The organism is Buttiauxella gaviniae, from assembly GCF_040786275.1.
Lineage (GTDB): Bacteria > Pseudomonadota > Gammaproteobacteria > Enterobacterales > Enterobacteriaceae > Buttiauxella > Buttiauxella gaviniae_A.
Window position 1 is genome coordinate 80,544 of the sequence record NZ_JBFMVT010000001.1, and the last position, 24,883, is coordinate 105,426.

16 protein-coding genes and 2 pseudogenes are annotated in these 24,883 nt (G+C 53.1%); 3 read left to right on the forward strand and 15 right to left on the reverse strand.

What is annotated here, in order from left to right; genetic code table 11:
- Window positions 1-837 precede the first annotated feature (837 nt).
- Window positions 838-1,920, reverse strand: a pseudogene (locus AB1E22_RS00435) (IS3 family transposase).
- Window positions 1,921-1,992: 72 nt separating this feature from the next.
- Here AB1E22_RS00435 and AB1E22_RS00440 point away from each other — a divergent pair.
- Window positions 1,993-2,634: pseudogene (locus AB1E22_RS00440) on the forward strand (IS91 family transposase); the annotation flags it as partial.
- 257 nt (window positions 2,635-2,891) lie between these two features.
- Here the strand turns inward: AB1E22_RS00440 and AB1E22_RS00445 are convergent.
- Genes AB1E22_RS00445 through AB1E22_RS00455 form a run of 3 tightly spaced genes read right to left on the reverse strand, consistent with a single transcriptional unit; the run spans window position 2,892 to window position 3,872 of the window.
- Window positions 2,892-3,332, reverse strand: coding sequence for a hypothetical protein (locus AB1E22_RS00445; protein ID WP_367593567.1), 441 nt, complete (start codon window positions 3,330-3,332; stop codon window positions 2,892-2,894).
- Between the two features lie 4 nt (window positions 3,333-3,336).
- On the reverse strand, window positions 3,337-3,624 hold the full coding sequence (locus AB1E22_RS00450; protein ID WP_367593568.1) for a type II toxin-antitoxin system RelE family toxin: 288 nt from the start codon (window positions 3,622-3,624) through the stop codon (window positions 3,337-3,339).
- The gene (locus tag AB1E22_RS00455) at window positions 3,621-3,872 is read right to left on the reverse strand and encodes a type II toxin-antitoxin system Phd/YefM family antitoxin (RefSeq protein WP_154156394.1); all 252 of its coding nucleotides are present in this window, start codon (window positions 3,870-3,872) and stop codon (window positions 3,621-3,623) included. Before AB1E22_RS00455 ends, AB1E22_RS00450 begins: the two co-directional genes overlap by 4 nt.
- 196 nt (window positions 3,873-4,068) lie before the next feature.
- Between AB1E22_RS00455 and AB1E22_RS00460 the strand changes: the two genes are divergently transcribed.
- Together AB1E22_RS00460 and AB1E22_RS00465 are read left to right on the forward strand one after the other, a co-directional pair.
- On the forward strand, window positions 4,069-4,407 hold the full coding sequence (locus tag AB1E22_RS00460) for a hypothetical protein (protein WP_367593569.1): 339 nt from the start codon (window positions 4,069-4,071) through the stop codon (window positions 4,405-4,407).
- A 391-nt stretch (window positions 4,408-4,798) separates the two neighbouring features.
- Window positions 4,799-5,779 carry a TraX family protein gene (locus AB1E22_RS00465; protein ID WP_367593570.1) on the forward strand — a complete coding sequence of 327 codons (981 nt, stop codon included), beginning with the start codon at window positions 4,799-4,801 and terminating at the stop codon, window positions 5,777-5,779.
- Between the two features lie 822 nt (window positions 5,780-6,601).
- On the opposite strand, the gene AB1E22_RS00470 is transcribed toward AB1E22_RS00465, so the two are convergent.
- From AB1E22_RS00470 to AB1E22_RS00520, 11 genes are all read right to left on the reverse strand, one after another.
- Window positions 6,602-7,648 (reverse strand): Replication protein, encoded by a 1,047-nt coding sequence (locus AB1E22_RS00470; protein WP_367593571.1) that lies wholly within the window; start codon window positions 7,646-7,648, stop codon window positions 6,602-6,604.
- Window positions 7,649-8,208: 560 nt separating this feature from the next.
- Window positions 8,209-8,748, reverse strand: coding sequence for a phospholipase D family protein (locus AB1E22_RS00475; RefSeq protein ID WP_367593572.1), 540 nt, complete (start codon window positions 8,746-8,748; stop codon window positions 8,209-8,211).
- Window positions 8,749-8,852: 104 nt separating this feature from the next.
- Window positions 8,853-9,635: a thioredoxin domain-containing protein gene (locus AB1E22_RS00480; RefSeq protein ID WP_367593573.1), complete on the reverse strand. Its 783-nt coding sequence runs from the start codon at window positions 9,633-9,635 to the stop codon at window positions 8,853-8,855.
- Window positions 9,636-9,649: 14 nt separating this feature from the next.
- On the reverse strand, window positions 9,650-14,974 hold the full coding sequence (gene traI, locus AB1E22_RS00485) for a conjugative transfer relaxase/helicase TraI (protein WP_367593574.1): 5,325 nt from the start codon (window positions 14,972-14,974) through the stop codon (window positions 9,650-9,652).
- Window positions 14,971-17,499: a type IV conjugative transfer system coupling protein TraD gene (traD, locus tag AB1E22_RS00490; protein ID WP_367593575.1), complete on the reverse strand. Its 2,529-nt coding sequence runs from the start codon at window positions 17,497-17,499 to the stop codon at window positions 14,971-14,973. Before traD ends, traI begins: the two co-directional genes overlap by 4 nt.
- A gap of 234 nt (window positions 17,500-17,733) precedes the next feature.
- The gene (traT, locus tag AB1E22_RS00495) at window positions 17,734-18,465 is read right to left on the reverse strand and encodes a conjugal transfer complement resistance protein TraT (protein ID WP_034500146.1); all 732 of its coding nucleotides are present in this window, start codon (window positions 18,463-18,465) and stop codon (window positions 17,734-17,736) included.
- Window positions 18,466-18,645: 180 nt separating this feature from the next.
- Window positions 18,646-19,338: a hypothetical protein gene (locus tag AB1E22_RS00500; protein WP_367593576.1), complete on the reverse strand. Its 693-nt coding sequence runs from the start codon at window positions 19,336-19,338 to the stop codon at window positions 18,646-18,648.
- 6 nt (window positions 19,339-19,344) lie between these two features.
- Window positions 19,345-22,590, reverse strand: coding sequence for a conjugal transfer mating-pair stabilization protein TraG (gene traG / locus AB1E22_RS00505; RefSeq protein WP_367593577.1), 3,246 nt, complete (start codon window positions 22,588-22,590; stop codon window positions 19,345-19,347).
- A complete protein-coding gene (traH, locus tag AB1E22_RS00510; RefSeq protein ID WP_367593578.1) occupies window positions 22,590-23,954 on the reverse strand; it encodes a conjugal transfer pilus assembly protein TraH in 1,365 nt (454 codons plus the stop codon). Before traH ends, traG begins: the two co-directional genes overlap by 1 nt.
- A gap of 114 nt (window positions 23,955-24,068) precedes the next feature.
- On the reverse strand, window positions 24,069-24,674 hold the full coding sequence (locus AB1E22_RS00515; protein WP_367593579.1) for a type-F conjugative transfer system pilin assembly thiol-disulfide isomerase TrbB: 606 nt from the start codon (window positions 24,672-24,674) through the stop codon (window positions 24,069-24,071).
- Window positions 24,664-24,882 carry a hypothetical protein gene (locus AB1E22_RS00520; protein WP_367593580.1) on the reverse strand — a complete coding sequence of 73 codons (219 nt, stop codon included), beginning with the start codon at window positions 24,880-24,882 and terminating at the stop codon, window positions 24,664-24,666. Before AB1E22_RS00520 ends, AB1E22_RS00515 begins: the two co-directional genes overlap by 11 nt.
- Between the last annotated feature and the right edge of the window lies 1 nt (window position 24,883).

Here is a 24,883-nt window from a genome sequence, read left to right on the forward strand (position 1 = left end):
TCAGTGCACTACATAGACAGGTCAGTGGTAGTAGAGTTTTTAGTTTTTAACTCAAAAAATCTCTCAGGAACAGGAAATCCGTCTGTTCCTGAGAGTATGCAAATGCACATTCGTTACATGGAAATAATAACAAAAAAGTCAAAATAAATCATGAGATTATTCTGAGTTAATAAGGCAGATTTCTTATATGTCATTGTTTTTAAATATTTAAAAATCATGTCGCGTCCGCTATTTTTGATCTGGGTTTTTACAAATCTACGTTCTGAATCTATCTTTTTTTATTCACCATGCTGAAATCCCTACAGAGAGCCTTAAGTGAGTAAGATTATGCCAGACGCGACCCATTGCATTCCCGAGCAGTTTCTTGAAAATTCAGCTTTAATTAGCATTATTAAAGAAGAATTCAATGCAGACTTGCGGCAGATTTCGCAGAGCGATATCAATAAAGCGCTTACCAAAAAAATGAAAACCGAGACTAATCCCATCCTGGTCGACATATATCGACAGACATTACAATTTTTCAGCTGATCAATTCAGTCCACTCGCTTTCAGTGGGTACAGATTTAATGAAGCAAGTATATTATTCATTTCAGATAAAGGGTTAATACAGTCGAGTGGGTTATAAAAATATTATTCAAAAAAAATCATTCATTTATTTATCAGTAACTCCTCATAATATTTAAATTATCATTTACATCCAGTCAGGGTTTATATTTTATATCCTGAATTTTCTTATTTTCCTTGTACTAAGAACGTTTAATCGCTTTGTTGAATAAATCATATTTGGGGCAAGCATCTTGGTAATCCCCCCATTTTTAACGGAGGTGATAAGTAGAATCAGATCATGCGTTGAATATGCTGCATCGGCGTGAAGCCATTCAGCGCCATATTCGGCGCTCGTGATTATAAAACCATTGCCACCGCGTGGCATAGTCCTGCAATTCATCCAGTGATGTAAACAGGTGCTGTCCCAGCCAGTCGTAACGCACTGTCCGGTTATATCGTTCAATATAGGCATTCTGCTGAGGTTTTCCCGGTTGAATAAAACGCAGGGTTATATTCTGCTTCGCTGCCCATGACATCAGTATCTTGCCGGTATATTCTGGACCGTTATCGCAGCGTATTGCTGCCGGTTTACCTTTCCATTCAATCAGTTGGTCGAGAGTCCTCACCACCCGGTTTGCGGGCAGAGAAAAATCTACCTCATTGGCCAGCGCTTCACGATTGAAGTCATCTATTACATTCAGTAACCGGACTGAACGACCATCCGATAGCTGATCGTGCATAAAGTCCATGGACCAGCATTCGTTACTGTTTTCAGGCACCGCCAGCTTTTCGGGCTTATCCCGTTTCAGTCGTTTTTTCGGCTTTATTCGCATGTTCAGCGACAACTCGCAGTAAATCCGGTACACCCTTTTGTGATTGAACTTAAAGCCCTTTACGTTTCGCAGGTACAAAAAACACAGACCAAATCCCCAGTTGCGCTGACTGCCGGTGATGCGGAGCAGCCAGTCAGCAATAGCAGTGTTTTCTTCATTCAGTTGAGGCTGATAGCGATAGCAACTTTCGCTGACGGCAAACAACTGGCAGGCAAAACGTATGCTGACGCTTCGGTTTCTGACCACGTCCTGTGCCATCTGCTTTCGGAGCGATGGTTTCACCACTTTTTTGCCATCGCCTCCTGAATAATCTCGGCTTTGAGTCGTTCTTCGGCATACATCTTTTTGAGGCGGCGATTTTCGTCTTCCAGTTCTTTCAAACGGGCCATCATGGAGGCATCCATTCCGCCAAAGCGTGAGCGCCACTTATAGAAACTGGCGCTGCTCATGCCATGCTCGCGGCACAGTTCAGCGGCGTTCCGGCCTCGGCTTGCTTGAGGATGGCCATGATCTGGCTGTCGGTAAAACGTGATTTTTTCATAGAGATCTCCCCGGTTCAGATTACGAGAAAATTCTACTTATAAACACACCGGTTTTTCGGGGGGATTACCCCGTCACCGGACTGCTGCGCAGAAGCTATGACCGCATAACCCCTGGCAGCCTGCCCGGACTGGGCCATATCCGAGACAACAAACAGTGGCGCCGTTACCTGGAAGCCCAGTATCAGCGCCACTGGAAAGTCCACTTCGCAAAGAAAACCCGCGGCGCATGGCGCAACGTGAAATACATCGGTCGCTACCTGAAGCGTCCGCCGGTGGCGGCCTCTCAGCTGCGGCACTACAGTGGTGGCGCGGTGGTACACCAGTATTACGACCACCGCACACAGCAGTACCGGCGGCAGAAGCTCTCTCAGGAAGAGATGATTGGGCGCTATATCAGCCACATTCCGTCACGGCATTTTAAAATTGTGCGCTACTACGGCTTCCTGTCGAACCGCAAACGGGGCACGCTGCTGCAGAAAGTGTACGAGGCGCTGAAAATGGAAGAAAAGAAAAAACCTGAGAAACCGGGCTTTGCCGCGCTGTTGAAGGGCTTCCTGGGTAACGATCCGTACCAGTGTATTTTGTGCGGCGACAGGCTGCGCTTTGCCGGGGCACAACGTGGAATGCATGCCACAGAATTACTGTCAGAAAGGCTTCACGGGATGGCGAAAAAACGATGGCTGCAAACAGGGTTTATGGATCAGTTCGCCTGAAAAATGGGTTTCAGGTTAAAAATGGCACTACACGGTCATTTTTACACGTAAACTCACGCAGGTCTGCGTCCTCATTGGGATAATGCGTGCTACTTTTCATGGTCAGGCGCGCTCTAAAGAAGCGATTCAATCTCCTAACCATCAAGAAAGAGCAGCATTGATTCAAAACTCGCTTAAAAATTTGTAAGTGCCCAATCAATCATTTTTTAAGCTTTCTTACGGTTTGGACAAAATTACCGGAGTGTCCAGTTGGCTCATTAATCACGGCCTCGGAGCCTGAGTTGTAAACGCGAGGGTTTATACTCAACAATGTTTTGCTCATCATCAAGTGTCATTATGGATATCTGAGCCTCAGACCAGTAACCCGCATTATATTCATCGGTATATCCATATTTATCTTGTTGCCACCAGGCATTTTTAACTGTGCTGAATATTTTATAATATTTTTCGTCGGCCATATTACCGGCATTTATAGCGGTGGCTACCCAGCATTTAGCACCATCGTAATCATTTCCACCCTCAGCAATGAAAACATTGTTGTTGATATCTATGGCATAAGAGCCTGGTTGTTCGCTACTAGGATCGCGAAGCTCATTCTTCCAGCCATATGCCTTATTATTCCAGATAAGTACAACACCGGATGCAACATGTTCTGGATGCGCTTCACGCCATTTTGCCGCTATCTTTAAAATAGTCATAAAATCATCTCAATCGCTCACTTGCCAGATTATATACGTCGCTGCGTTCACGCTTACCTACGGCCACCACCGCAATAATTAGCTGATCGTCTATTACCTGGTACACTAGGCGAAAACCCGACGCTCTAAGTTTTATTTTGTAGCTGTCTTTTATTCCCCGCAACTTTGCTGAGGGAATATGTGGATTTTCACAACATTTTTTCAGTTTCTTTGCAAACTGCTGTTGAATAGCCTTATCCAGTTTCTGCCATTCTTTTAGCGCATCTTCCCTGAATTTGACCGAATAGCTCATAGATAGCTGTCCAGGTCTATATCGAGCAGCGGCTGGTTACTGCGTTCACTAACCAGTTTCACCAGTTCCTGATCATCCAGGGCATCGAGCATTTTTTCGTACAGTTCAGCGGGAACACAATAGAAAGCGGGCTGGTTACGGTTCAGGATCGCCACCGGATAACCGTCACCGGCACTGACTGTCGCCATCGGGTTTTTTTTTAGTTCACTGACGCTGGCGCTGGTATCACTCAAAATGATGTTTGGCATGGGGTACTCTTAAAGACTGTTTAACAGGTTTTTAAGAGTACCAGCGAAAAGACCTGTTAACAAGTCTCCTTTGTCATTATTCTAACTGGACAGAATTACCTGAGTGTCCAACCCATTGCGGCGCAGGGATAAAGCTGTAAACTTTTTTCTGATGAAAAAAGTAGCCCGTTGGGCATAAGATAACACGGAGCAAACCTTGGCTAAGGTAACCAGAATTCAGGCCGGAAGATACGCAGTAGATGATGGGCGTTGCATTATAAAAAATAACTCTGGGTGGCTTATTGTCGATGCTAATGGCGCTCATGATTTTGGACCTGTCCCCACATTAGCAGCAGCTAAGGAATATGTTGAGTCTGGTACTGTTACTCTAAGGCAGCACAATTTCTCTACATCTCATGGTCGAAGACAAAGTAAAAAAGAGTTTAATGCGTATTTGGCATCTGAAGCTAAACATGGCAATCCAATGCCAGCCATTCTTTGGGTAATTGTCCTTTGCATCATCTGCGGCATTGTAGTGGCAGTTCGAGGTTATTAATCTTGGACAGAAACACCTTAATGTCTAGCGGCGCGGGGAATTAAACGATGAGCAGAAAAAAGGCCGCTAAGCAGCCTGTTTATCTTAATGGGGTTCCGGCGTACAACCCCATTCTATTTATCAGGGGTGTACCCATTGCAAAAAGTACAATACTGACTTGTATAACGTAAATAACCGATTAATCTTTCTTTAACAGCAGTAAAATAGTTATCTGAATACTTCATATTCATCGTCTAAAAGTATTTCCAAATCCCCAGCGCATAGATAGTTTATTCATTAACACACATATGATATTACCTGTTGTTGATAATTCTTGTTCAACTACTAATTTAATGAGATCATATGTTAAAAGATATTGTTTACATTGATTTCTAATTATTACTCAATAAAAATGAATGACTGGCACAACCTCCTTATTTGCTTTCAGGAAAAAAATAGCTTTCGGGCGATGCTTATTTTACGGGATAAATCTGAGTTTGCCGCCCGTAAAATTCTGGAAAAGGCCAGAATAGTCATCCCATCTTGTTCAGGTAAATTATTCTGGAAATGGGTTCAGGATTTTATATTCAAAGCGTGCAAGCCATCGCAGGAATATTATGAAAATAAATCTCCAACCGTATCTGCACAGCATAATCCTGTCTCTGCCTGTCAGACTCAGCCCGGATGCAATGGACAGGATAAAAGTGGTAGCGCTGATGGCCATGATGCTGGATCACATCAACACGATTTTTCTGCCCCCCCCTGGCCGGAACTATATGCCATCGGCCGGATGGCATTTCCGCTGTTTCTGATGGTCTGGGCCGTGAATGTCCGTCAGCAACCGGGAAGATTGCAACACCGTGCGAACAGGTTGTGGATATGGGCCGTCATCACACAACCCGTCTTTGCTCTGGCGTTTCACACTCCGCATCCCTGGTACGCCCTGAACATTCTGTTTGTATTCGCGGGTGTCACGCAACTGCTGGCACTGGATCACACATATGGACACCCGGGACGGTTCGCCGGCGTGATACTGCTTGTGCTCCTGGTTTATCCGTTATCACTCGCCAGTTATGGTCTTCAGGGATTGATGTTAGCCCTTTCACTGGCCGTGTTTTATTCCACACAAACTCTCCGCGAGAAACAGGGAGCCGTTCTGGTTGCCTTTCTCTCACTGTGTACACTCAACGGCATAGGTCACCTAGCAGACAAACCCGCAGAAGCACTTCTTTATGCGGTACTGCCGACCGTACTGTTTCCTCCCGTGGTCCTTTCACTTGCCTCCCGGTATCAGCCTACGCAAAACATGCGCTTTTTGCCTCGCCGGTTTTTCTACTTCGCTTATGGCGGCCATCTTTTACTACTTGGTCTGATACATCTGTTAATGATGTGACGAAATCGAGCACCCACCTGAGTTCTGAGTTAGTTCAGTGGGCGTATTGTATGCCGCTACGCGGCATGGAGGCGCCAGCCGGTGTCACTTAATCGCATCGATGCTGAACGGCGCCGGTTACGCGGCGTAGCCGCCCTGTACTGATAGTTCCCACCAATCGCCCCCTCCGCTCTGCCCAGCCATACCCGCAGACCACTATGAAGAACCTGCTTTGCGCCGTCGGAGTGGTCCGGGCAGTGCCCGGGCGTATCTCCGCGTTAGCGCCGTTAGGCGCTTACGGGCGTGTACTTCAATCCTGAAGCAACGCTACTCACAGCCACTCAGGGCCTAGTTACAACATCCATTATAAAGCCACTCTGTTCCGGGCCTGTGGCCCGGGGCGACGGGGCTTTGCAGTGGGATAGGTTTCGCACGGGGTAACAGATAACAAAGGACGGGACCCGCCGCATGCGGTGGGGGGTACTTTAAAGAAAAGTGATAAGGGTAGCTGGAGGGATATTTGCCCCGAGCAAAGCAAGGGGAGGTACTTTCGAGTGTCATGCGAAGCTGACACGAAATATACTCCCTTTTTAGGGCTTATTTTGTTCAGAAATAACGTTCGAAGTTAATAATATTCTGGGGGTGTTATTCGAATTTAACTGCATGAAAGATGAGCGATACCTGTCTTTTGTCGGCACAGGCGTCTCAGAGCGTGAGTCAGGTGAAATCATGGAGTGAAAAAAGGGACGGGTGATGGCTTTAAAAGGAGGAATTTCTGAATGGCAGGCAGCAGAAAACCCGCGAAGGACGCGGTGCTGTAAAAGGAGGGGTAAACGACAGTCGTCAGTGTGCCCCGGCTTTCTCCAGGAGGAGCCGGTAATACTTCTCTTTATCCAGACGTTTCAGGTCAGGATGTTCGTGCTCGACCGCACGTTCGATCTCCCGTACACGATACAACGGTGCGTCAGGGCTGGTTGACCAGCGCACCCACGCCTTCCAGTGACGATCGTTCTCTGAAGACTTTACGACACGCCGCATTTTCTGGTCCAGCGCATCAATCTGCGCCCCCAGGTCCTGCGTCACACGTCGCTTTTCTTCCCTCAGTTCCGGGCTGACCACCCAGCGCTTGATTTTGCGCAGACGGTTTTTAAGCGAATGGTGCCTGTCGATATCGATACCCATACGCGCCATCTTCAGCAGGTGGCGTTCGTAACGCAGACTCAGCGACTCAGCCAGCCCCTGAGCAATGGCCCACTGCCGGTATTTGTGCAGCCACTGCCGAATTTCGTCCACGGTAATGCCCCGTGAAGTGAAAAACTTCTCGGTCAGGAAGATACGCATGGGTTTGTACTGGCCAGAATCGGTGTCATGGTCGCGGTGGATCACCAGATAGTCGAGTTCTTCCTGAACCCGCAGCGCATGCAGCAGAACGTCATAGGCCAGACGGCCATTTTCATAACGATGCAGCACACCCATCCGGCGCGCCAGCTCCTCAACCGGCAGCATGACTTCAAACATATAGTCGCTGTCAGGGTTGTAATCGCAGTTGGCCGCAAGCGTCAGTGAGAGCGCCGTTAAGGCTTCTCGGCTTTCCTGACGTGTGCTCACGCGCATGGGTTTCGGGGTAAAGGCACTGTCGAACAGTCGGGTCCAGGGCGTGTAGCCGCGACGACGCAGCGACACCAGTTCCGGATTCCGATTCCAGTCGTGGCTCTTCAGACGCGCCACCACTTTAGCAGCCATTCCACGGGGCGTACTGCCGGTGAAAGCAGGCTGATAATTACGATGCGTTTTGGACTGCCCCTTACGCAGACGATTGGCTTCGCCACGCCGGGAGGGACGGTACTGGGGTACGGGCGCAGCCCGCAGGTGAATAACCTGGTTAGTCACACCCGCCCGAACTTATGGCGGGCAGGGGTTGTCTTCTGTTTTGCATGCGTTATAATCCATCTCAGGCCAGCGCCTGCTTTTGGACCCCCTGATATCTGCTGCTTCCGCCAAGTTGCTGTGCAGATTTCGGGGGGTTTTTGCATTCAGGCTCCGGCGATATCGCAGAAGCCTTCTCCCGGACGATTTACGGATACGTCCAATCCTGTGTCCTTTCTCCCACCGGGCCGCATTTTTCCGATGGCAGTTTTTGCGTTTCCCTTCTCGTTTCACCCCACCACAAGGTGTCTCTGTCAATACCGGTCGTACCGGCTCACAGAAATTTACGTTAAGGAAAAAACGTAATACTTTTAGTGTGAAACCTCACCACAAGGCCCACAGAGGATTCCGAGTTTACCGTTTTGTCTGGCTGAATTCCAGCAGGTATGCGCGCGAAATCACCGATTGGATCTGAATTTCAGGCATGGATCGGATTTACGGCGAAAATGGATCGGGGGAAAAGACACATCTGTGATGCGGTGCGGGAGTATTCTGGCGGAATGCACCCCCGCAGCCCTGGCGTATCAGTATGACGACGTCCAGTCCTGACCGACATCCCAGCGTGACTGCCAGTGTGTCAGGTAGTTCTGAGCCAGCGCCGGCATGTCCTGAACCACGAGTACGTTTTCAGAATTGGCGCGGGCAGCGGCCTGCGTAAAGTTAAAAGAGCCGGTACTGACCGTTCTGCCATCCACGATGATCACTTTGTCGTGCATGATGCGCCAGGCGGTGACGGTACGCAGTGCAATACCCGCATTCACCAGCGTATTCATCGCCGCGAGGCTGGCCCTGCCGCGATTACCTTCCGCATCGAGCACCACTTTTACGTCCACCCCCCGCGCTCTGGCGCTGATCAGTTCCCTGACCACATCTGGCGACGTGAACGTGTACCCCATCAGCCGGATACTCTCCCCGGCACCGTGTAAAGTCCGTAGTACAAGCTGCTGTGCGCTGCCTTCCGGTGAAAAACCGGTATTGACGGTCGGAGCCGCCTGCAGTTGCAATGTGACGAGCAGCAGTCCGGTCACCAGAAGAGGGCGTGAGTAATAAAAGGAAGGGAGCATGATGATGTCCTGTGTGTTATCAGAAACGCAGGGGGCGGGAAAAACGGACGTTTTACCCGCATCCGGGGTTGGCCAACGGCGTCCCGCGCCGGCGGCAGGGTGTTTTACTGGCGGGCTTTATCGATGGCGGCTTTCAGCTGTTCCACTGTGGCTGTGCCGGGAAACACCGTAATGTTTTTCGGCGTGGCCTGTCTGACCGGCATCACGATAAGACCCGGTGTCCCGGTCAGACCCAGTGTGCGGGCCAGTTCATCATTTCGCGCAAGTGCGGCCATCTGATCGCCCTCCGGGAATGGTTTTTTACCCAGTGCCGCCCGGGTAGCCTGAGAAATATCATCCAGCGTGAGCGCCCCTTCGATATTCCCGGTGTCATAAATACCGTTGTGATAGGTCAGGTAGGCGTCAGGACCGGCAGCTTTCCATATCGCCACGCCCCGTTCAGCTGCTTTGCGCGAGTTTTCAAAACGGTCACCAAATATTGGCCACTCCTTGAAGAGGTACCGGACTGAGGACTGCTGTTTCATCACTTCCTCTATGACAGGCGCCATATGGCTGCAGTGCACGCACTGGTAATCAAAGAATTCAATCACAGCCACCGGGGCATCTTCCGGCCCGATGACCGGCGTATCCGGATCGGTAAGCAGCGCGTTCTGATTGTCCATCACCTTTATCGCAAATGCCTGCTGCTGGCGCTCACGCTGCTGTGTCTGCAGTTTCTGGCTCACCTGGACCAGAATCTCAGGATGCGACACCAGGTAATCAGCGGCAATTTCGCCTATCCGGGCCTCCTGTGCCGGGGTGAAGAGTGGTGGCGCCGAAGCCGAGGCCGCTGTAACCAACGCGATGTATGATGTAACTACTATGCTTAATAACTTTATCTTTTTCATGAGAGTTCCCGGGATTAACGTTCTTTCTGAATGGTTTTTGTGAGGGTCTGTTCTGCTTGTTCGGGCATACGGCCGCGCTCGCTGTTCACGCCCTGACGGACGATGTCCCGCTCCTGAGCGGCAAGGTCGCTGACCACCCGTGATGCTCTGTCGTGTTCATGTGCAGAGTTATCTGGCTGGATATTCTCGCTTCTGACCTGGTCTGCCAGCGCCTGTTCCCGACCGTCTGAACGGTCACGGCTTCGCACACTCGCCAGCACACTGTCGTCAGGTATCTGCGGCTCGGGTTTCACCGGATTGAGCTCTTCCGGCCGCAGTTTCACCACGTCCTCCGGCGGCAGTACAATGCTGATATTGTCACCCTGTTGTTGACGGGCGGCCTCCTGTGCACGCACCTGTTCAGCCTGTTTCAGCTCGTTCTGGCGCTGCAGTTCCTCCTGACCGTTGATGCCGGTCAGGGTAAGATGCCGTTCATCCTCCTGACGTACCCCGCCGGTCACCTTCAGCAGATGGGCCGAGGGGGACTCGGGACCTGTCTGCCACACAACGCCATCCCTTGGGTTTTCACGGACTGCTTCCAGTGCGGCCGCCAGCTCGCTGACCACCAGGGTATGACCCGACTGGCTACGCTGAAGTACCGCACCGCGCGCCTGGCGGGTCATCACCATCCGGGTATCGCCGTGCGTCAGTCGCCCTTCAGGACTGGCGACCAGCGAGACCAGGGCCAGTCCGGCGCTTTTGCCGTTGTTGTCATAGACGGGCAGCGCCAGTGCCGGCTCAGGAAAACGCCGGGTGGCCGGGATAATTTTCGCCGTGAGGCTGCTCTCCCCCATCCCCTGATGGCGAATCCAGGCGCGACCAATGCCGGTCTTCGTCACCGCCTGACCCATTGCCCAGATAGCCTTCGCCTGCTGACGCTGCGTTTCCGGTGCCAGCGCGTCGTGCGCGGTTTTAATGTCCCGTTCAGGTGAGGTGACGGCTTTCGTCCAGTCGGCTTTCCCGTCGGTGTAAATCTGGACGTGTTCTTTGGCACGGGAAGCGGAAATATAGAACGCCCGCCGGGTGGCCAGCGCCTTTCTCCCTTCACTGGTGCCTTCCAGGGAAATGACGTAATCGGTGCTCGCCCCCTGTGCACCGTAACCGGTCACCGCCCAGGCATAGTCGAGGTGCTGCTGTGCCCGGACGTCTGTCGGGTTAATCGTCACCACGCCGTTCGCCCCGCGAAGCCGGATATCTCCGGTGTCGCTCACGGCATCGACCGTAAAACGCTGGTTAGCCGTCTGCCCCTGCTCCCGGTCGGTGGCCGTGAAACGCAGCAGGTCACCCTGGCGTACTTCAATCTCGTTGCGCTTAAACAGCTGCACGTCACCGGTGATCAGCTCTTTTGGTGAATACAGCCCGATTTTCCCCTCCTCATCCCGCACGGTCACGGTGTTACCGTTGCGGTCAACGGCCAGCACATCCTGGTAGCGATCGCCACGTTTCACGACCATCCCCGACTGCCAGGCTGTCGTTTGGTTGAACTCATGGCGGGTATGGGTAATTTTATCGAGTACCGGCACGGTAATGGCTTTTTTGCCCAGTTCGCCCCGTTCGGCCAGCTGCGCATGAATACCGGCGTTGACTGCCTGACGGTCAGCGTTCAACTGGGTGATGATGAGCGTTCGCGCCCGTGCCGCCGGGGTGCGGCCCGTCCAGTCATTCACAATATCTGTCACTGGAGTATCCGTTTCCTGAAACGCACTCTCTGGCGCTTTTGCGGTCGCTTCACGGCTGATACGGTCAGCTGGTTGCGTTTCGATCCGCTTCAGGGCCGCATCGATACGGTTGTCGATGATGTCGTGAACCGCCCCCCGCAACTGCACATCTTTCTGACGCACAATTTCTTTCATGATGGCCACATCCATCGGGCTGCGCTCCTGCATCAGCTTAAACGGCGCGCCGGAGTCGACCGCTTCAAACTGGTCAATATCCCCCATTGAAACGGCGCGCCCCCCCCCGTGAGCAATCGCCTGAAATAGCGCTGCCGTGTCCTGGTTCCCGGCCATCGAGGACTCATCAATCAGGAATACCTGTCCTTTGTAGTCGGGCTTCTCGCCGGCAGCTGTCGCCTGGTCGTGCTCGACAATAAAAGATTTGATGGTCTGGGCACGCACACCCACATCGCTCATTTCCTTCACGGCCTGATGCGTCGGGGCAAGTCCGGTCAGTGACGGTCGGGCCTCTGCCGGCAATGTCTCCAGCGCGGCCACCACTGCCTTCATCTGGGTGGTTTTCCCCACCCCGGCATACCCCTGAATACCGGTGAACTGGTCAGTGCTGCCCAGTACCAGTGACGTGGCCTGTTTCTGCCCGGTCGTCAGCCCATTGAGGACGTCCCCAGGCACCTGGTCCAGTAGTGGCTGCTGCGTATTTTTCCCTTCATCCACCACCCGCAGTATCGCTTTCTCCATTTCCCAGGTTGAGCGGGCAACAAGCATGGGTTCACCGCCCACGTTCACCGTCATCAGCTCACCGTTTTTCACCATCCCGGAAATTTCATGACCAATATCGTCAAAGTTGGGATGATACTTCGCGGAATCTTTCGCCAGCGTCAGCTCGCTGAACGTCACGCCACGCTGGTCATTCACCGCTCGCCACACCGCCAGACCCGCGTCGGTTCTCACGTTGTCATGCAGGCTGCCGACAGCCTCACTCACATCCTCCTTCCCGCTGAGGGTGCGGACAAGCTGCACGGGCGTTGCACTGGTTTTCATCCGCTGCAGGCGAGATTCGGCTTTATCCTGCACTTCGGCGGTAAACACCTCTGCGCGATGGCCACTTTGTGCCAGCGAGTTCATGGTCTGGCTGGAAATGTCCCGGGTGTTCAGGGCGGCCAGCACTACGCCCGTATCGTTATCGCGTCCACCCGGTGCGCTGACGTAAGCGTGTGTGATGTAGAGAGGCCCATCTTTCGGTAATGTCAGCCTGTCGTCACCACGTCTGACCTCAATGCCTTTCTCGCTGATGCCCGTCACTTCTAGGCGGTCTTTCGCTTTCAGGTTGTGCTCCCTGTCGCCGGCCACACTCAGCAGGCGTTCTCCGGCCGCCACGTTCAGTGTTTCACGATTAAACAGACGCCAGTCCGGGGTCACGTCGCTGATTTTCATGCGTGTCAGCACGCCGTCACCGTCAATCAGGGACAATACACGCGTGTCCTCGTGGACACGGTCAATCACGTAAGACTGGCGTTCTTTCGCGTCGCTGCGGTCCTCGAGCACCATCCCTGCCCGATAAGAGCCGGGCATACGACGGGTTTTACTGTCGAGCCACACGGGCTGACGCGCTTCGATATCCACACCGTCGCGGGACAGCTGCCCGGCATTCTGGAGCGCATCGCGGATGAGTCCGGTCAGGTGCGTCTGTTCCCGCTTCCCGACCACCACGGCGGTCACGTTTTCATCCCCCTGACTCAGGTCTGCAAAGCGGGTGGCCAGCGCCTCATAACGATCACGCTTGTTCGGAATACTGACCACTTCGGCTTCAAGCCCGGGCGCAGGCTCAGTCCGGCGCGAACGGGTCACACCGGCTGATTCCAGCACCGACATGGCATTCCCGTTGGCCTGACGGCTGGCGCTGTCGAGAAAGACCAGTTGAGCATCCTGTGCACGCGCTTCGCCCAGCAGCACCAGTGTTTCCTTCAGCCCCAGACGTTCAGCCCCCTCGATAATGAGTGTGCTCTGGGGTTTAAGATGAAAATCCCCGCTCAGCACATGCTGTCGACTGACCAGCCGGTCACGCAGCGTATCGGACTTCGCCAGCGACGTGGCACGTTCGGCGGAGCTGGCCAGCACCTGTACTTCACGCCCCTGAGCCGAGGAAATATCGGTCAGTTCGCTCGCCAGTTCACGAATACCCGCCACACCTGACGGCGCATTCATCAGGACAAGAGCATCTCTTTCAACCACTTCCAGCGCGGGTGGCGCATAGTGTTCGGGTCGGGTAAAGCTGACCACCACGGTAGATTTAAGATGCTCCTGGCTCAATGCCTGAATGGAGAGCTCATCCAGCAGGTGAATACGGGAGGTAAACACCCCTTTTTCGCTGTCCAGCGGCACTATCATGCCGTCCCTGAGCGAGGCGTCGATTGCCTGACGTATCACCTTCATCTCCGGCAGTTGTTCGCTAAGTTCGGCGGTTGTCAGCAACAGTTCACCGAAGGTGAAGCGCGTTTTACTGTCACTGAGCTGTGAAATGGCCAGCCGTACCGCCTCCATCACTTCCGGTACCGGTTGAGGGGGTTCACTTCTGCCTGCTTCGCGCTGATCGGCCGTTTTTTGAGGGGGGTTTACGTTGGCCATACCCGACTGTCCCTTCTCTGGCACTGTCGGCTGTGCGGTGTTATCAACGGAGACACCCTGCTCCGGTTGCTGGCGCACTTCCCGGGTCGCTTCTTCACGCGGCACCACACTTTCCTGGTATGCCTTCAGGTCGTAACCCTTCTCTTTCATCTGACCGACCCAGCGGTCCATCAGGCGCAGACGGGACGGGTCAGTTTTTGCCTGACGGGTGTCTTTGGCGGCCACATCACGGCTGCGAAGAGTGGCTTCCGCCCCGATGGCCCCCTGGATTTCACGGCCACGCGAGGAGAACTCTTCACGCACCTCCTCCGGTACCCCTTTGATCTCCCACATGCCGTGTTTACCGACCTCTTCCACCTCATGACCGAGCGCTTCAACACGTTCGCGCAGGGCACTGCGATAGATTTTGCCGAGTGTCACCTGCATTTTCATGACGGTCTCAATAAAACCGGCGTTGTGGATATAGTCGGTGGCCAGTGCTTTCCATTTGCCGTCATGTTCGGTCATGTTGGCAATCAACACGTGGGTGTGCAGCTGTGGGTCGAGATTACGCGAGGTGTCGTGAGTGAAAGCGGCGGCGACCATTTTCCCGGTATGAACAATAGAGGTGACACCATCGGTTGTGCTTCGTGCAGAGATCAGTTTTTCCACATACCCGGCAGCCACCTGAACGGCATGGTTGTGTGCGTCCACCATCTCTTTATCGCCCCCAATCAGGCCCAGAATTGACACACTTTTGGGGGCCGAAAAGGTCAGGTCATGGCCCGGTCGGTGAACATGGTTGCCGTGGATCTCTTTGCCCAGGCGAGAGCCGTCTGGCAGACGGCCCTCGAGCACACCGGTCAGGGCATCACCCCGGACACTCCCCTCCAGTCCGAGGGCTTTGGCCCCTTCACCCAGCCACAGACTCTGTAGATTGCCAAGAAAATAGTAGTTATCGGAATTGCTGTAGTAACCGGCGGCGCTGCCTGCCGATGCTACGGGGGCGACTGACATCATAATTCAGGCTCTCTGTCATGGTAGTCGTGGTCGTAGTCGCTGTAGCCCGGATCGTCCGGGTCACGGTGACGTAAAATGTTCTCTTCGTCCTGCGCCAGCTGGCGGTTGACGCGGTGAAGATCAGTCGGACTTTCCGGTGTGGCACTGTGACCTGCCGTCGTGACGATTAAACCGCCGTCACCACGCTCAGAAAGGTGCATATCAAGGTTCATGGATTCGCCGCCAGCTTCGGTATCTGGATCGGCTTCATTTGCGTTGTTAGCGCCCGATATCAGGCGGCGCTGCAGCATGTCCAGCGCTCCTGAAGGTGAAGGTTCAGAAGGGAGCGCCCGGTTTCTGAGTTTTAAAAGGGCTGAAGGAATATCTTCCCTCGTCGTTACAGATCGGGCGCCTGCTTCAGGGGGGTGTTGTGTGCTATGAAGCGGGACAACGTTATTTGACTCAGGTGCAGTGACCAGTGATTTGACTTCACTGTGCTTTCCATGCGTTATGGCTGGCGCTTCGGGTTTCGCGGGTGCACTGACTTCTGTCACGACGGACGCGGGTGTGGCCTTTTTCAGTGGTGCTGCGGCAGCAGATGCGGTAACAGCAGGCTTCGGCACGGATACTGCCGATTTGGGTGACGGTACAGCGGTAGCGGCCGGGGATATGGTGGTGTCGGTACTGCCCTGCTCGAGAACTTCATCTCCGGTCGGGAACGCAAGGCCAGCGACGGAGGCCGCTCGCTCATTTTCGTGGATCACTTTCTCCAGCTCAGGGCTCAGGGCGTCACGGATGTTGCGCTCTATCAGGCCAGGATGATGTTTCGTCTGCTCACGATATTTTAGCTTCAGGCGCACCACCGGATATTCCCCCGGCAGCCGTATGTAAAAGCTCAGGTTAGGCAGACGCATCACCTGCTCGTAGTCGACAATCGGGTTATTCACCTCATCCTTACCGAGCGACACGCCATCACGCACCTGGTCGAGACCGTAACTGTTCTGCTCACGAATTTTGCGCTTACGCTGGTTGCCCAGCTCTTCTTCCACCACTTTGGCCATCTCAGCACTCGGGGAACGGCCATACATTCGAGTGTTCATCAGGTCAAAAATACTTTTCGCCAGTTCACGGCCGTAGACGTGGACCAGCTGCGCCATGTTCTGCATCCCCAGAACAAAACAACCGCCGAACTTACGGGCTTCAGCCAGGGTTTCTGCCAGCTCAGGGATACGCTGCAGGCTCGGGGTCTCATCGATGATGAACCAGACGCGGCGCTCACTGTTTTCTCCCATGCTCTGCAGCATCATGGTGGCCAGCGACACCCACAGTGATATCAGCGGACGTACGCTTTTACGGTGGCGGGCCTGAGTCGAAATAAAGAGCCAGCTGCTGTCATAGTCTTCTTTTGTCATCCATTCACGGATGGTAAAGGGGGGTTTGACACCGTCATCCAGCCCCTGCAGGTAACGCAGCGATTTGGCGTAGTTCGTCACCACCGAACGGATGGAAATGGCGGTTTTTTCGATTTTTTCCTCAACCAGATTGGCTGAAGGTGTATTCGCCAGATAGTCGCGCAGACTTTTCATGCTCAGCGACAGCAGGGTCTTGAGGAACTTCTCAATACTGCGCTCAGGATCTGCTGACATACGAATAGCGAGATCCGCAAAGATGGTGCGCGAACTGGATACCCAGAACGGGTCCGATTCGCCTTCAACCGGTATCAGGCTTGCGGCCATGTTGTCGTAGTCGACCGCATCAACGCACTCACCCCACAATTGCCAGTTGGCGCAACGTTCGTCGTGAGCGTTAAGAATGAAGTCAGTGGCTGGGTTGTAGTGCGTTTCGGTGAAAGTACAGCCTGAATCGTAGATAATCGCCCGGTCGCCACGCTTTCGGATGTAATCCAGAAGCCAGCGGATGAGTGTCGATTTACCGACGCCAATCGTGCCATGCATCAGGAAGTTCATCACCTCAGCCATCCTGACCATATGCAGGTCACCCACGCGCAGATCGGAGAGTTCGCCGTTTTTACGCAGCAGCTGGTTGACCTCTGCGGGCTTGTCGGTCAGCAGCATGCCGGAGAGATATTCATCCTCACTCTCCCGGCGCCCTATCCCCACGATGTACCAGCTCACGGCCATAAACACCGCCAGGCTGAATACGCCGCTGCCCAGTCCCGCCCACTGCAGGTAGTCAAGGAACTGTTCACCCATTGCCGTCATGTACGGGTCGGTAAAGATCTGCACAAGGGTCATTTTCAGAACCATCGCCGTCTGAGTCGGGGCGTACCAGTAATGAATGTCATAGAGTTTTGGAGCGCTGGCAGGCATCAGCTCAAAAAAGCTGCTGTTCATCCAGGCGAACCACCAGAGAGAGCCGTTATCCAGCGTTTCCTGGGGAATGCGCCATAAGAAAATGGCGGAGGCCAGCACAGCGAACAGAATGAAAATCCAGAAACCTATCCAGTTATTCACCTGAAGGAACATGCGCCAGCGGTAGGCGGTCATCTGCCCGCCCTGGGTGAGATTTTTACCTGCAAAGCTCATAGAAAATGTCCGGCAGTTATCGCATCGCCAGAAGGGCAATGTGACAAAGTGAGAGGTTATGAATGAAATCCCGGCGCTCGCCGCAGACAGGGCTGCGCCTGCGCAGTCATGCGAGGAAGCGAAATTTCACGGTAATGACAGAAAGCACTGCTGCGCCTGCCTTAACAGAGGAACGCGCTTAACATGCTGAAAACGAGGAGGAACGGCTGTGACGGGCGCCACAGCCGCAGGGTATTAGAGGATACCCGTAATGGATTTAGCCAGCTGTGCTTCGAGAACCGGTTTAGCTTCTTCGAACTTGAGATTCACCTTGTTAGCATTGGATACCACGCGGGTCTGGTATTTGGCGCGGTTGCCCTGCTCTGTGCTGGTCTGCACTTTCGCACCGGACGTCCCCTGCTTCAGCGCCGCAATATTGTCAGTGGTGACGGTAGCCTTACTGCGCTCGGCAATTTGCAGATCGGTCACCATCGTGTAGTTCACGTCCTCGACCATGGAATCCGCCGCCAGACCAATCAGGCCGCTTGCCAGACCCACACCGAGGGTCGCCCCTGCAGACGCTGAGTTATAAGCGGTGATACCCGCGCCCAACGCAGCACCAGTGGCGGCTCCCTCATAACCCGTGCTGAGGAAACCCTGAGAAGCACGGAGGTCCATCTTCTCGGCTTTCAGCACATTAGCCTGAACCCAGTAATAAGCATCATCTGGTGAGCGCGTGACGTTGTAACCTTTTGCTTTCAACGCATCTGAAATCTTCGCTTCCAGGCCGGACATATCCTGGTCGGAAGTATTACGCACCTGAAGGTATACGCTTTTCTCTGATGACGGCTCCAGCCAGACAGTCTGACTCATCTGGGTTTTGACATCGAGGTTGCGCTTTTTCACTGCGGTAGACATAGCACCACAACCAGACAGTGCAATAGTGGAAGCCACTAAGCCAACGACTGCATATTTTTTAAATTTCATCTTTTATCCTTTGCATAAAAAAACGTCCTGTTAACGGCGTAGCGCTAACAGGACTATTATCGGCAAAATTGTTTATAGACTTAAAAAGAATATTTGAGCTATTTGATATTCATCACATCGGTACTAAGGATATTTTCTAATTACCATGAATTATTGAACTCGAGGCTATAGACCCCTCCTTCAATAACCACGGTTAGGATCATATGTGCTGGAGGGTTCGTTGAAGTTTGTACCAAAGCTATTTCCATGAATATCCAGGCCTGAAATCCCCCCAACCATCGGCATGCCAGTGGAAGGATTGACGATAATTGTGGAATTGTAATCAGGGATATTGGAGCCATAGGTCATAGGTATGACAGGAGAGTTACTATCAAATCCTTTTATCGAGCTTGAATAAAATTCCCCAATAGGGGTATTACTATTCTTTGAGGCTGAACAAAATTTCTGCACTTCACTATCTGATAACCGGTTTGCCTTTCCACCCTTGATTCGATAGTAAGCACCTGTATCTTTATCTTGTAATACAACTGAGTTTTTACCTGCCACAGTAGTTGCAAAGATAAATGCAACAATCGTATGAACAGCAGCCCCAGATATAAGAGCTGTCTCAGCATCTTTCCCAACATACAATGCAAGGAAAATAAGGGAGCAGGAAAGAGTAACACTGGAGATCAGCACAATAATTTTGCTTATTTTCTCCCTACATTTTTTTAATTGGATTAAGCAAGCTACATATAGGAGCGTAGCAAAAAAGGAAAGTAGGGCTCCTTTCAACCAAAAGTCACCGTTAATAACATACTGCATATAAGCGATATACAATATATAGATACATGTTGGTAGCCAACAAAAGTAATTTTTTGTCTTAGTGTTCATTTGTCATCACCCCCCTGTTCCTGTTCTCGTCCTTAACTCTTTAATCCTATTTTCCAACTCATCTGGCTTAAGGTCATTAAACGGGTTTAATTTGCTTGATTGTTCAAGTTCCGCTTCTGCTCTTCCAAGCTGGAATTTACCTTGTGCATTCGCATCTTCTCCTTTAAGAATATCACTGGATGCCTGAACAGTGGATCGGTTTTTATCAATTTCCCCAGCAGATTCATTGATATTCCTCTCGTTTTCAGATCTTTGTTCCGCAACCCGGCGTTGTATCTCATTTTGTGGTCCAAAACCCTGACCAGATTGCTCATGAATTTTCGCCTGGTTTTGCTTAAAGTTACTCTCCATTTCACTTTCGGGAACACGCTCACCCTGCACAACCCGGCCCGGTTCGCTGGTTATATTCCTGATCGTAGACTCCGTATTGCCCCCACCGACGGCATGACGTTCTTCGTGAGCGGCGCGTGTGGTATCACTCGAATGAGTACCGACACGTTGCTGTGCTGCCGATTCGGAATGCCCCCCAGGCGCTACGGTTGTTGTGACTGAAGTCGGATAATCAGGGCGCGAAGACCGGACCTCTGCATTATTACCCTGTATTGACTCACCACCTGCATAGTGACCGTTTCCGCTCGCCACAGTCTCACCTGACACCGTCTGCACTGCAGCTCCATTGTATGTCCCTCCGGAGACCTGCCCTTGCTGATTCACCGTGCCACCTTGCGATACAGCCGTGGAGTTATCGCCCTGAACCGGCTGTACGACATGCGCACCACTGAACGCAGCATGCTCATTGCCGCTGACGAGGTCTGCGCGTCCCTGCTGGTAATCTCCGGTTATTTCAGGTTTAAGTCGCTCATTCACAAACTCCATCGCTGCTTCGCGGGCACTTGGTGCGCTGGTCAGCATCGTCTGCGCTTTGTCACCGTATTTGTTACCCGCCCAGTCCACAAACTCCTGGGTGTAGTTGGTATCGAGGCTTGCACTTTCGTTCTGTGCCAGCGTTGCCATCCGGCTGAACTCGTTACTGTTAGTCGCACTGGTTGTGTACTGATGGTACTGACTTTGCGCATCGTTAAGCGTTGCCGCGAACTGCTGCACATTGCTGGTACCCGCGTTCTCGGTATGATTTGCACCCTCCGTTACACGGCTGCTGGTGACCATATCCATACCCTGTCGGAAGTCGTTAACCGCCTGACTGTTCTTGTCATGACGCATATCCTGGCTGTGTGAATCAGAATTCTGAACGCCACGCGAGCTGCCTGTACTGTGACGAAGCTCTGCTCCAGCACTCCCTTCGACTCCTGCTTTAACAATCCCGAGATTAAGTCCTCCACCTGCGGTGGCTTTGACACCTGCAGTCATGGACCCTTGGTTGCTGATATCCATAAGTGAGTTATAGGCTTCCTGCGTAGAGATGTTATTGGCTTTGGCATAACTCTCTGCCGCCGACATCATCATGCTTGCCCCGCGCGTCGCATTTGTTGCCTGGCTGTTTTCACTGCCACTACTCAGTGAACTACTGGTACCACTCTGGTTGGACAACTGCGAGAGCTGTGACCAGCCGCTGGTCACGCTGTGGTTGTAACCGTCCAGTGCTGTCTGTGCCTGCACCTGCGACTGCCGTGCGGACTCCTGGAACCCGCTACTGGCCAGCTGGCTGAGTTTCATATTGACCGGAAGATTCGACATCGCACCGGAACCGTCGATAACCGTGTGGCCGCCCGCTGTCATGGTCTGGGTCGAGCCGTTATCAGCCTGCCACGTCTGCTGGCCCTGACGCTGCACCAGGTTGGAGTCCATCTTGTTCTGACTGAGGTTGTCCATCGACATGTTATTAAATGACCAGTTGCCATCCGCGGTCGTGGCAGAGACACCGGCCGAGGTAAACGCCGCCGAGCTGAGTACACTGCCTGCCACCTGTGAGCCGATGGCCGACGCGCCTTTAGTCAGATAGAACGACAGGACCGGGATAGACAGCGCCAGATATCCTGCAAGATTTGCCACATCAGAATGCTGTAATGCCACAATATTTTTGTTGGCCAGCACCAGGGGAGTCCCCCCCGTTTGCGACTGTAGCCAGAAGTTAGAGGCGTAGTTCAGAATGGCGAACATAATTGGCCACATCTGGAAATAGATGAATCCGCCGATGTAAATCTTCAGGGTATTGAGCCCGAACATACTGTGGTTCGAAGCCGCCAGTGCAATCATCAACGGGAACAGACACACCAGAATGAGCATCAGCAGCGACTGCGCAAACGGCAACGTTCGGGTGGCCAGTTCATTACCCGCCGCCCAGCTCAGACGCTGTTTGGTGGCCGCGTTTTCCGTGGCAAGATTCAGCAGGTTGGCGGTGTCAGAAGAACGCGCAGCAAAACCTTTAATGCCCTGACGCACAGCACTGTTGGTGATGTTGTTCTTCATGATCTGCGCCGCCGTCATGCCACCGGCATAAAAGTAGCCATAGCTCTCCCCCATCGCAGTCGACAGCAGACTGGCCCCGTTCAGCTTGTTGCCAAACACCTTACGCGTCAGCCAGGTAAAGGTGGCACTGCCCGGGCTGGCCTCTGTTGTCGCCAGCGTTCTGATTTCCCCCGCCGCCTGCTGGCAGGTCAGAAACTGGCGCGTCGTGGAGGTCATTCTGAAAATGCCCCGCAATGGACTCGGATTACTGGTAATAAGCGTCAGTGGGTCACTGGAATTGAGCAGCTGGTTAACGGTGTACTTGCCGTTGAGCAGAATGTCGCCAATGACACAGTTTTCCACATAATCCGGCAGCATCTGCGCCAGCTCCGGGTTCTGTGTGGTGAAGTCGCTGGTTTCCGCCACAATCTGGGAGCCGAACAACATGCCGGTTTTGCTGTAGGTCACCGAGTCAGGACGCGCCATCAGCGAGTCATACAGCGTCGTTAACTTAAAACCGATGCTGGTCGTCAGCGACGCGATGGCCGCAAGGCCGACCGGCACATTGTCTGTTTTCCAGACCGCTGCAGGATCAGAGATATCAATAACCTGTACGGAACGTTTCGGGACCACCAGAATAGTGGTGACCAGCATAAAGATGGCCAGCCACTGCACAAACACCATCGGGTTACGTTGTTTAATGAACGTCACGACGACCGCGAGCACCGCAAAAGTACCGGCCATGCGCATCAGCGTACTGAAGGTGTTGGAGCCAATGAGGGTGACCACGGCGTCCAGCGCCGTTTTCCACATCCCCCCGCCATATATTGTGTAGATCTCAAGCATCAGCGATCACCCCAGTGGTAGTTGCTCTGGTAAGAGCCTGAAACGATGGTGGATACCTGCTGTTGCAGGTACTGCATGTTGCGGTCAATCCCGTCGAGTGCGTTCTGGTCTGCCGCCGACTGCAGCTTCATGTCAGCCAGCAGCCCCTGTGCATGAATAATGTTGTCGCGCAGTCTGGCAGCCGCCTCTTCCGGGAAATTTTTGCCAGCCAGTGACAGGCTCGCCTGTTTGACCAGCTCCTGCAGGTACTGGATCATCAGGTCCTGCGCGATGAAGTCAGAGACCTGCAGCAGGTAGGTTGCACTCATCCCCATGCTTTGTGCGTTGGTCAGATACTTCAGGACCGGTACCGACGTCGTGTTAATAAAACCTTTTTCCTGATCGGTCAGCGCCTGGTCATCAACCAGCTTGTTCTGCATCGAGAGCATCAGGTTTTTTACCAGCGTCACCAGCCCGTTCGCTTCTGTGATGGTCAGGTCCTTCACGGTCGGTGCCAGACACAGCGTGGCTTCATCACAGCCATACACCTTCGCCGTACCGCCCCGCATCAGCACTTTTATCAGGTCACGGTTGTCGACAAGAGGGGTCAGGATCGTCACGTTGCCTGCGCTGTTGAAAATGATGGAGCCGACCGTGCTCATCACCAGTTCCTTCAGCGCCCGGTCATTGGCCAGCAGTCCGTTCTTGCTCAGCGTGTCCCAGATAAGGTTTTTGTTCTTCAGCACCTGGTCTTTCTGTTTGTCGGTTGCCCGGCCAGTCACATTGTCGCTCTGCCCGCCGACCGTACATCCCTGACGGGACGCCGCCCAGTCCGAAAACATATTGGTTTCACCCGCGATGTCCTGACAGATTTTCTGTTGTGAAACCTGAGTGACCGGCCACAGACCGCCGATGATGCCCTGCGCAGCCTGACATGAACTCATGTTGGCGGAGTTCACGTCGCTTGCCAGCTTCTGTAGAAAGTCTTTTGCCTGCTTCAGCTCCGGCACCATCGTCTGCAACGCCAGGTCAAAGGCATAACCGGCCGCATTGCTCATGATTTGTTTAACGAAGCGCTGGATTTCCGCGCCACTTATCATGGAGAACGCCCCCAGATAGGCATCAATACCGCCGCAGCCGGCATTCAGGGACGGCAGCTGCATCGAGATAAGCTGAACGTTTTTCACCGGGTTACGCAGATACACCGAGCCACCCGAGAAGTACCCTGCCGCCTGCCCTTGCCAGGCCTGTGCCTGTGAGACGTTCCCACTGTAGCCGAGGCTGCCGAAAAAACCGTTCAGATCACCGTTCACATCAGCCTGTGCGGGCTGTACAGCAAGGCCCGTCAGAAAAATTCCAGCCGCCGTTATCAGAGACTTAATCATGCCGCACCTCCCTTTTCTGCATGTTGTGCAGCGACGTGGCACTGAATAACAGCCACACGCTTTCGGTACGCGGTAACGCATACGTGTAAGTAGTCATTTTGTCGTCCGGTTGTATTACTGAGGAGTGACCTGCGCACTGGCTGGCATCGGCGGCAGTGTTTTCGGGTCGACGTTATCGATATCCGCCTGAATCAGGCTGGCCCAGCGGCTTTCGAGTACCGGAATATCCATCACACCCTGAGTCAGCGGGTAGGCTTTCAGGGTGTTGACGTTCACCACAAATGCCGTGGGTGTGGCGATGGGCAAGCCGTTACCAAAGAAGGTGACAATTTCATCGGCAATCGGGGCCGCCGGATCAAGTTTGCGTGGGATAAGCGGATTGGGATACGAGCCATCCCCTCCACCGTCCAGGGTGTAGGGATACACCCGGATATTATGCTGGTCAGCCCAGCTCTTCAGCAGCGGATCGAACTTTGCGCTGTACTGACAATGGGCCTGCATAAAGAGCACGACCGCATAATCCTTCATATCAGCACGTCGCCCATCCGGCAGTTGCATCAGACTCGGGGGCTTCACCGGGTTGGATACGGCGGGGGTGACAACCGGTGCTAACGCCCCCGCCTTCCCTGCCTCAAGGGCCATGATTTCCTCCCGAATCCCGGCATGAGCCAGCGTGGGCAGTACCAGCAGCAGCGCGACAAGGTGAGTTTTACATTTCATGGCGAGCCCCCTCGTTTTGTTTTGTGCGTCTTTCTCTTAATACACGAATGACAGTATGGGCAACCAGTGCCCCCGCTATCGCCCACAGGCCATAGCTCAGCCAGACCAGGCCAGTTTGCGTCATGGTGACGGACACCGTCTTCAGCTCGCTAAGCACAAGCGACATCGTGCCCCAGAAAATCAAACCCGCCAGCAGCATCACGTTCATC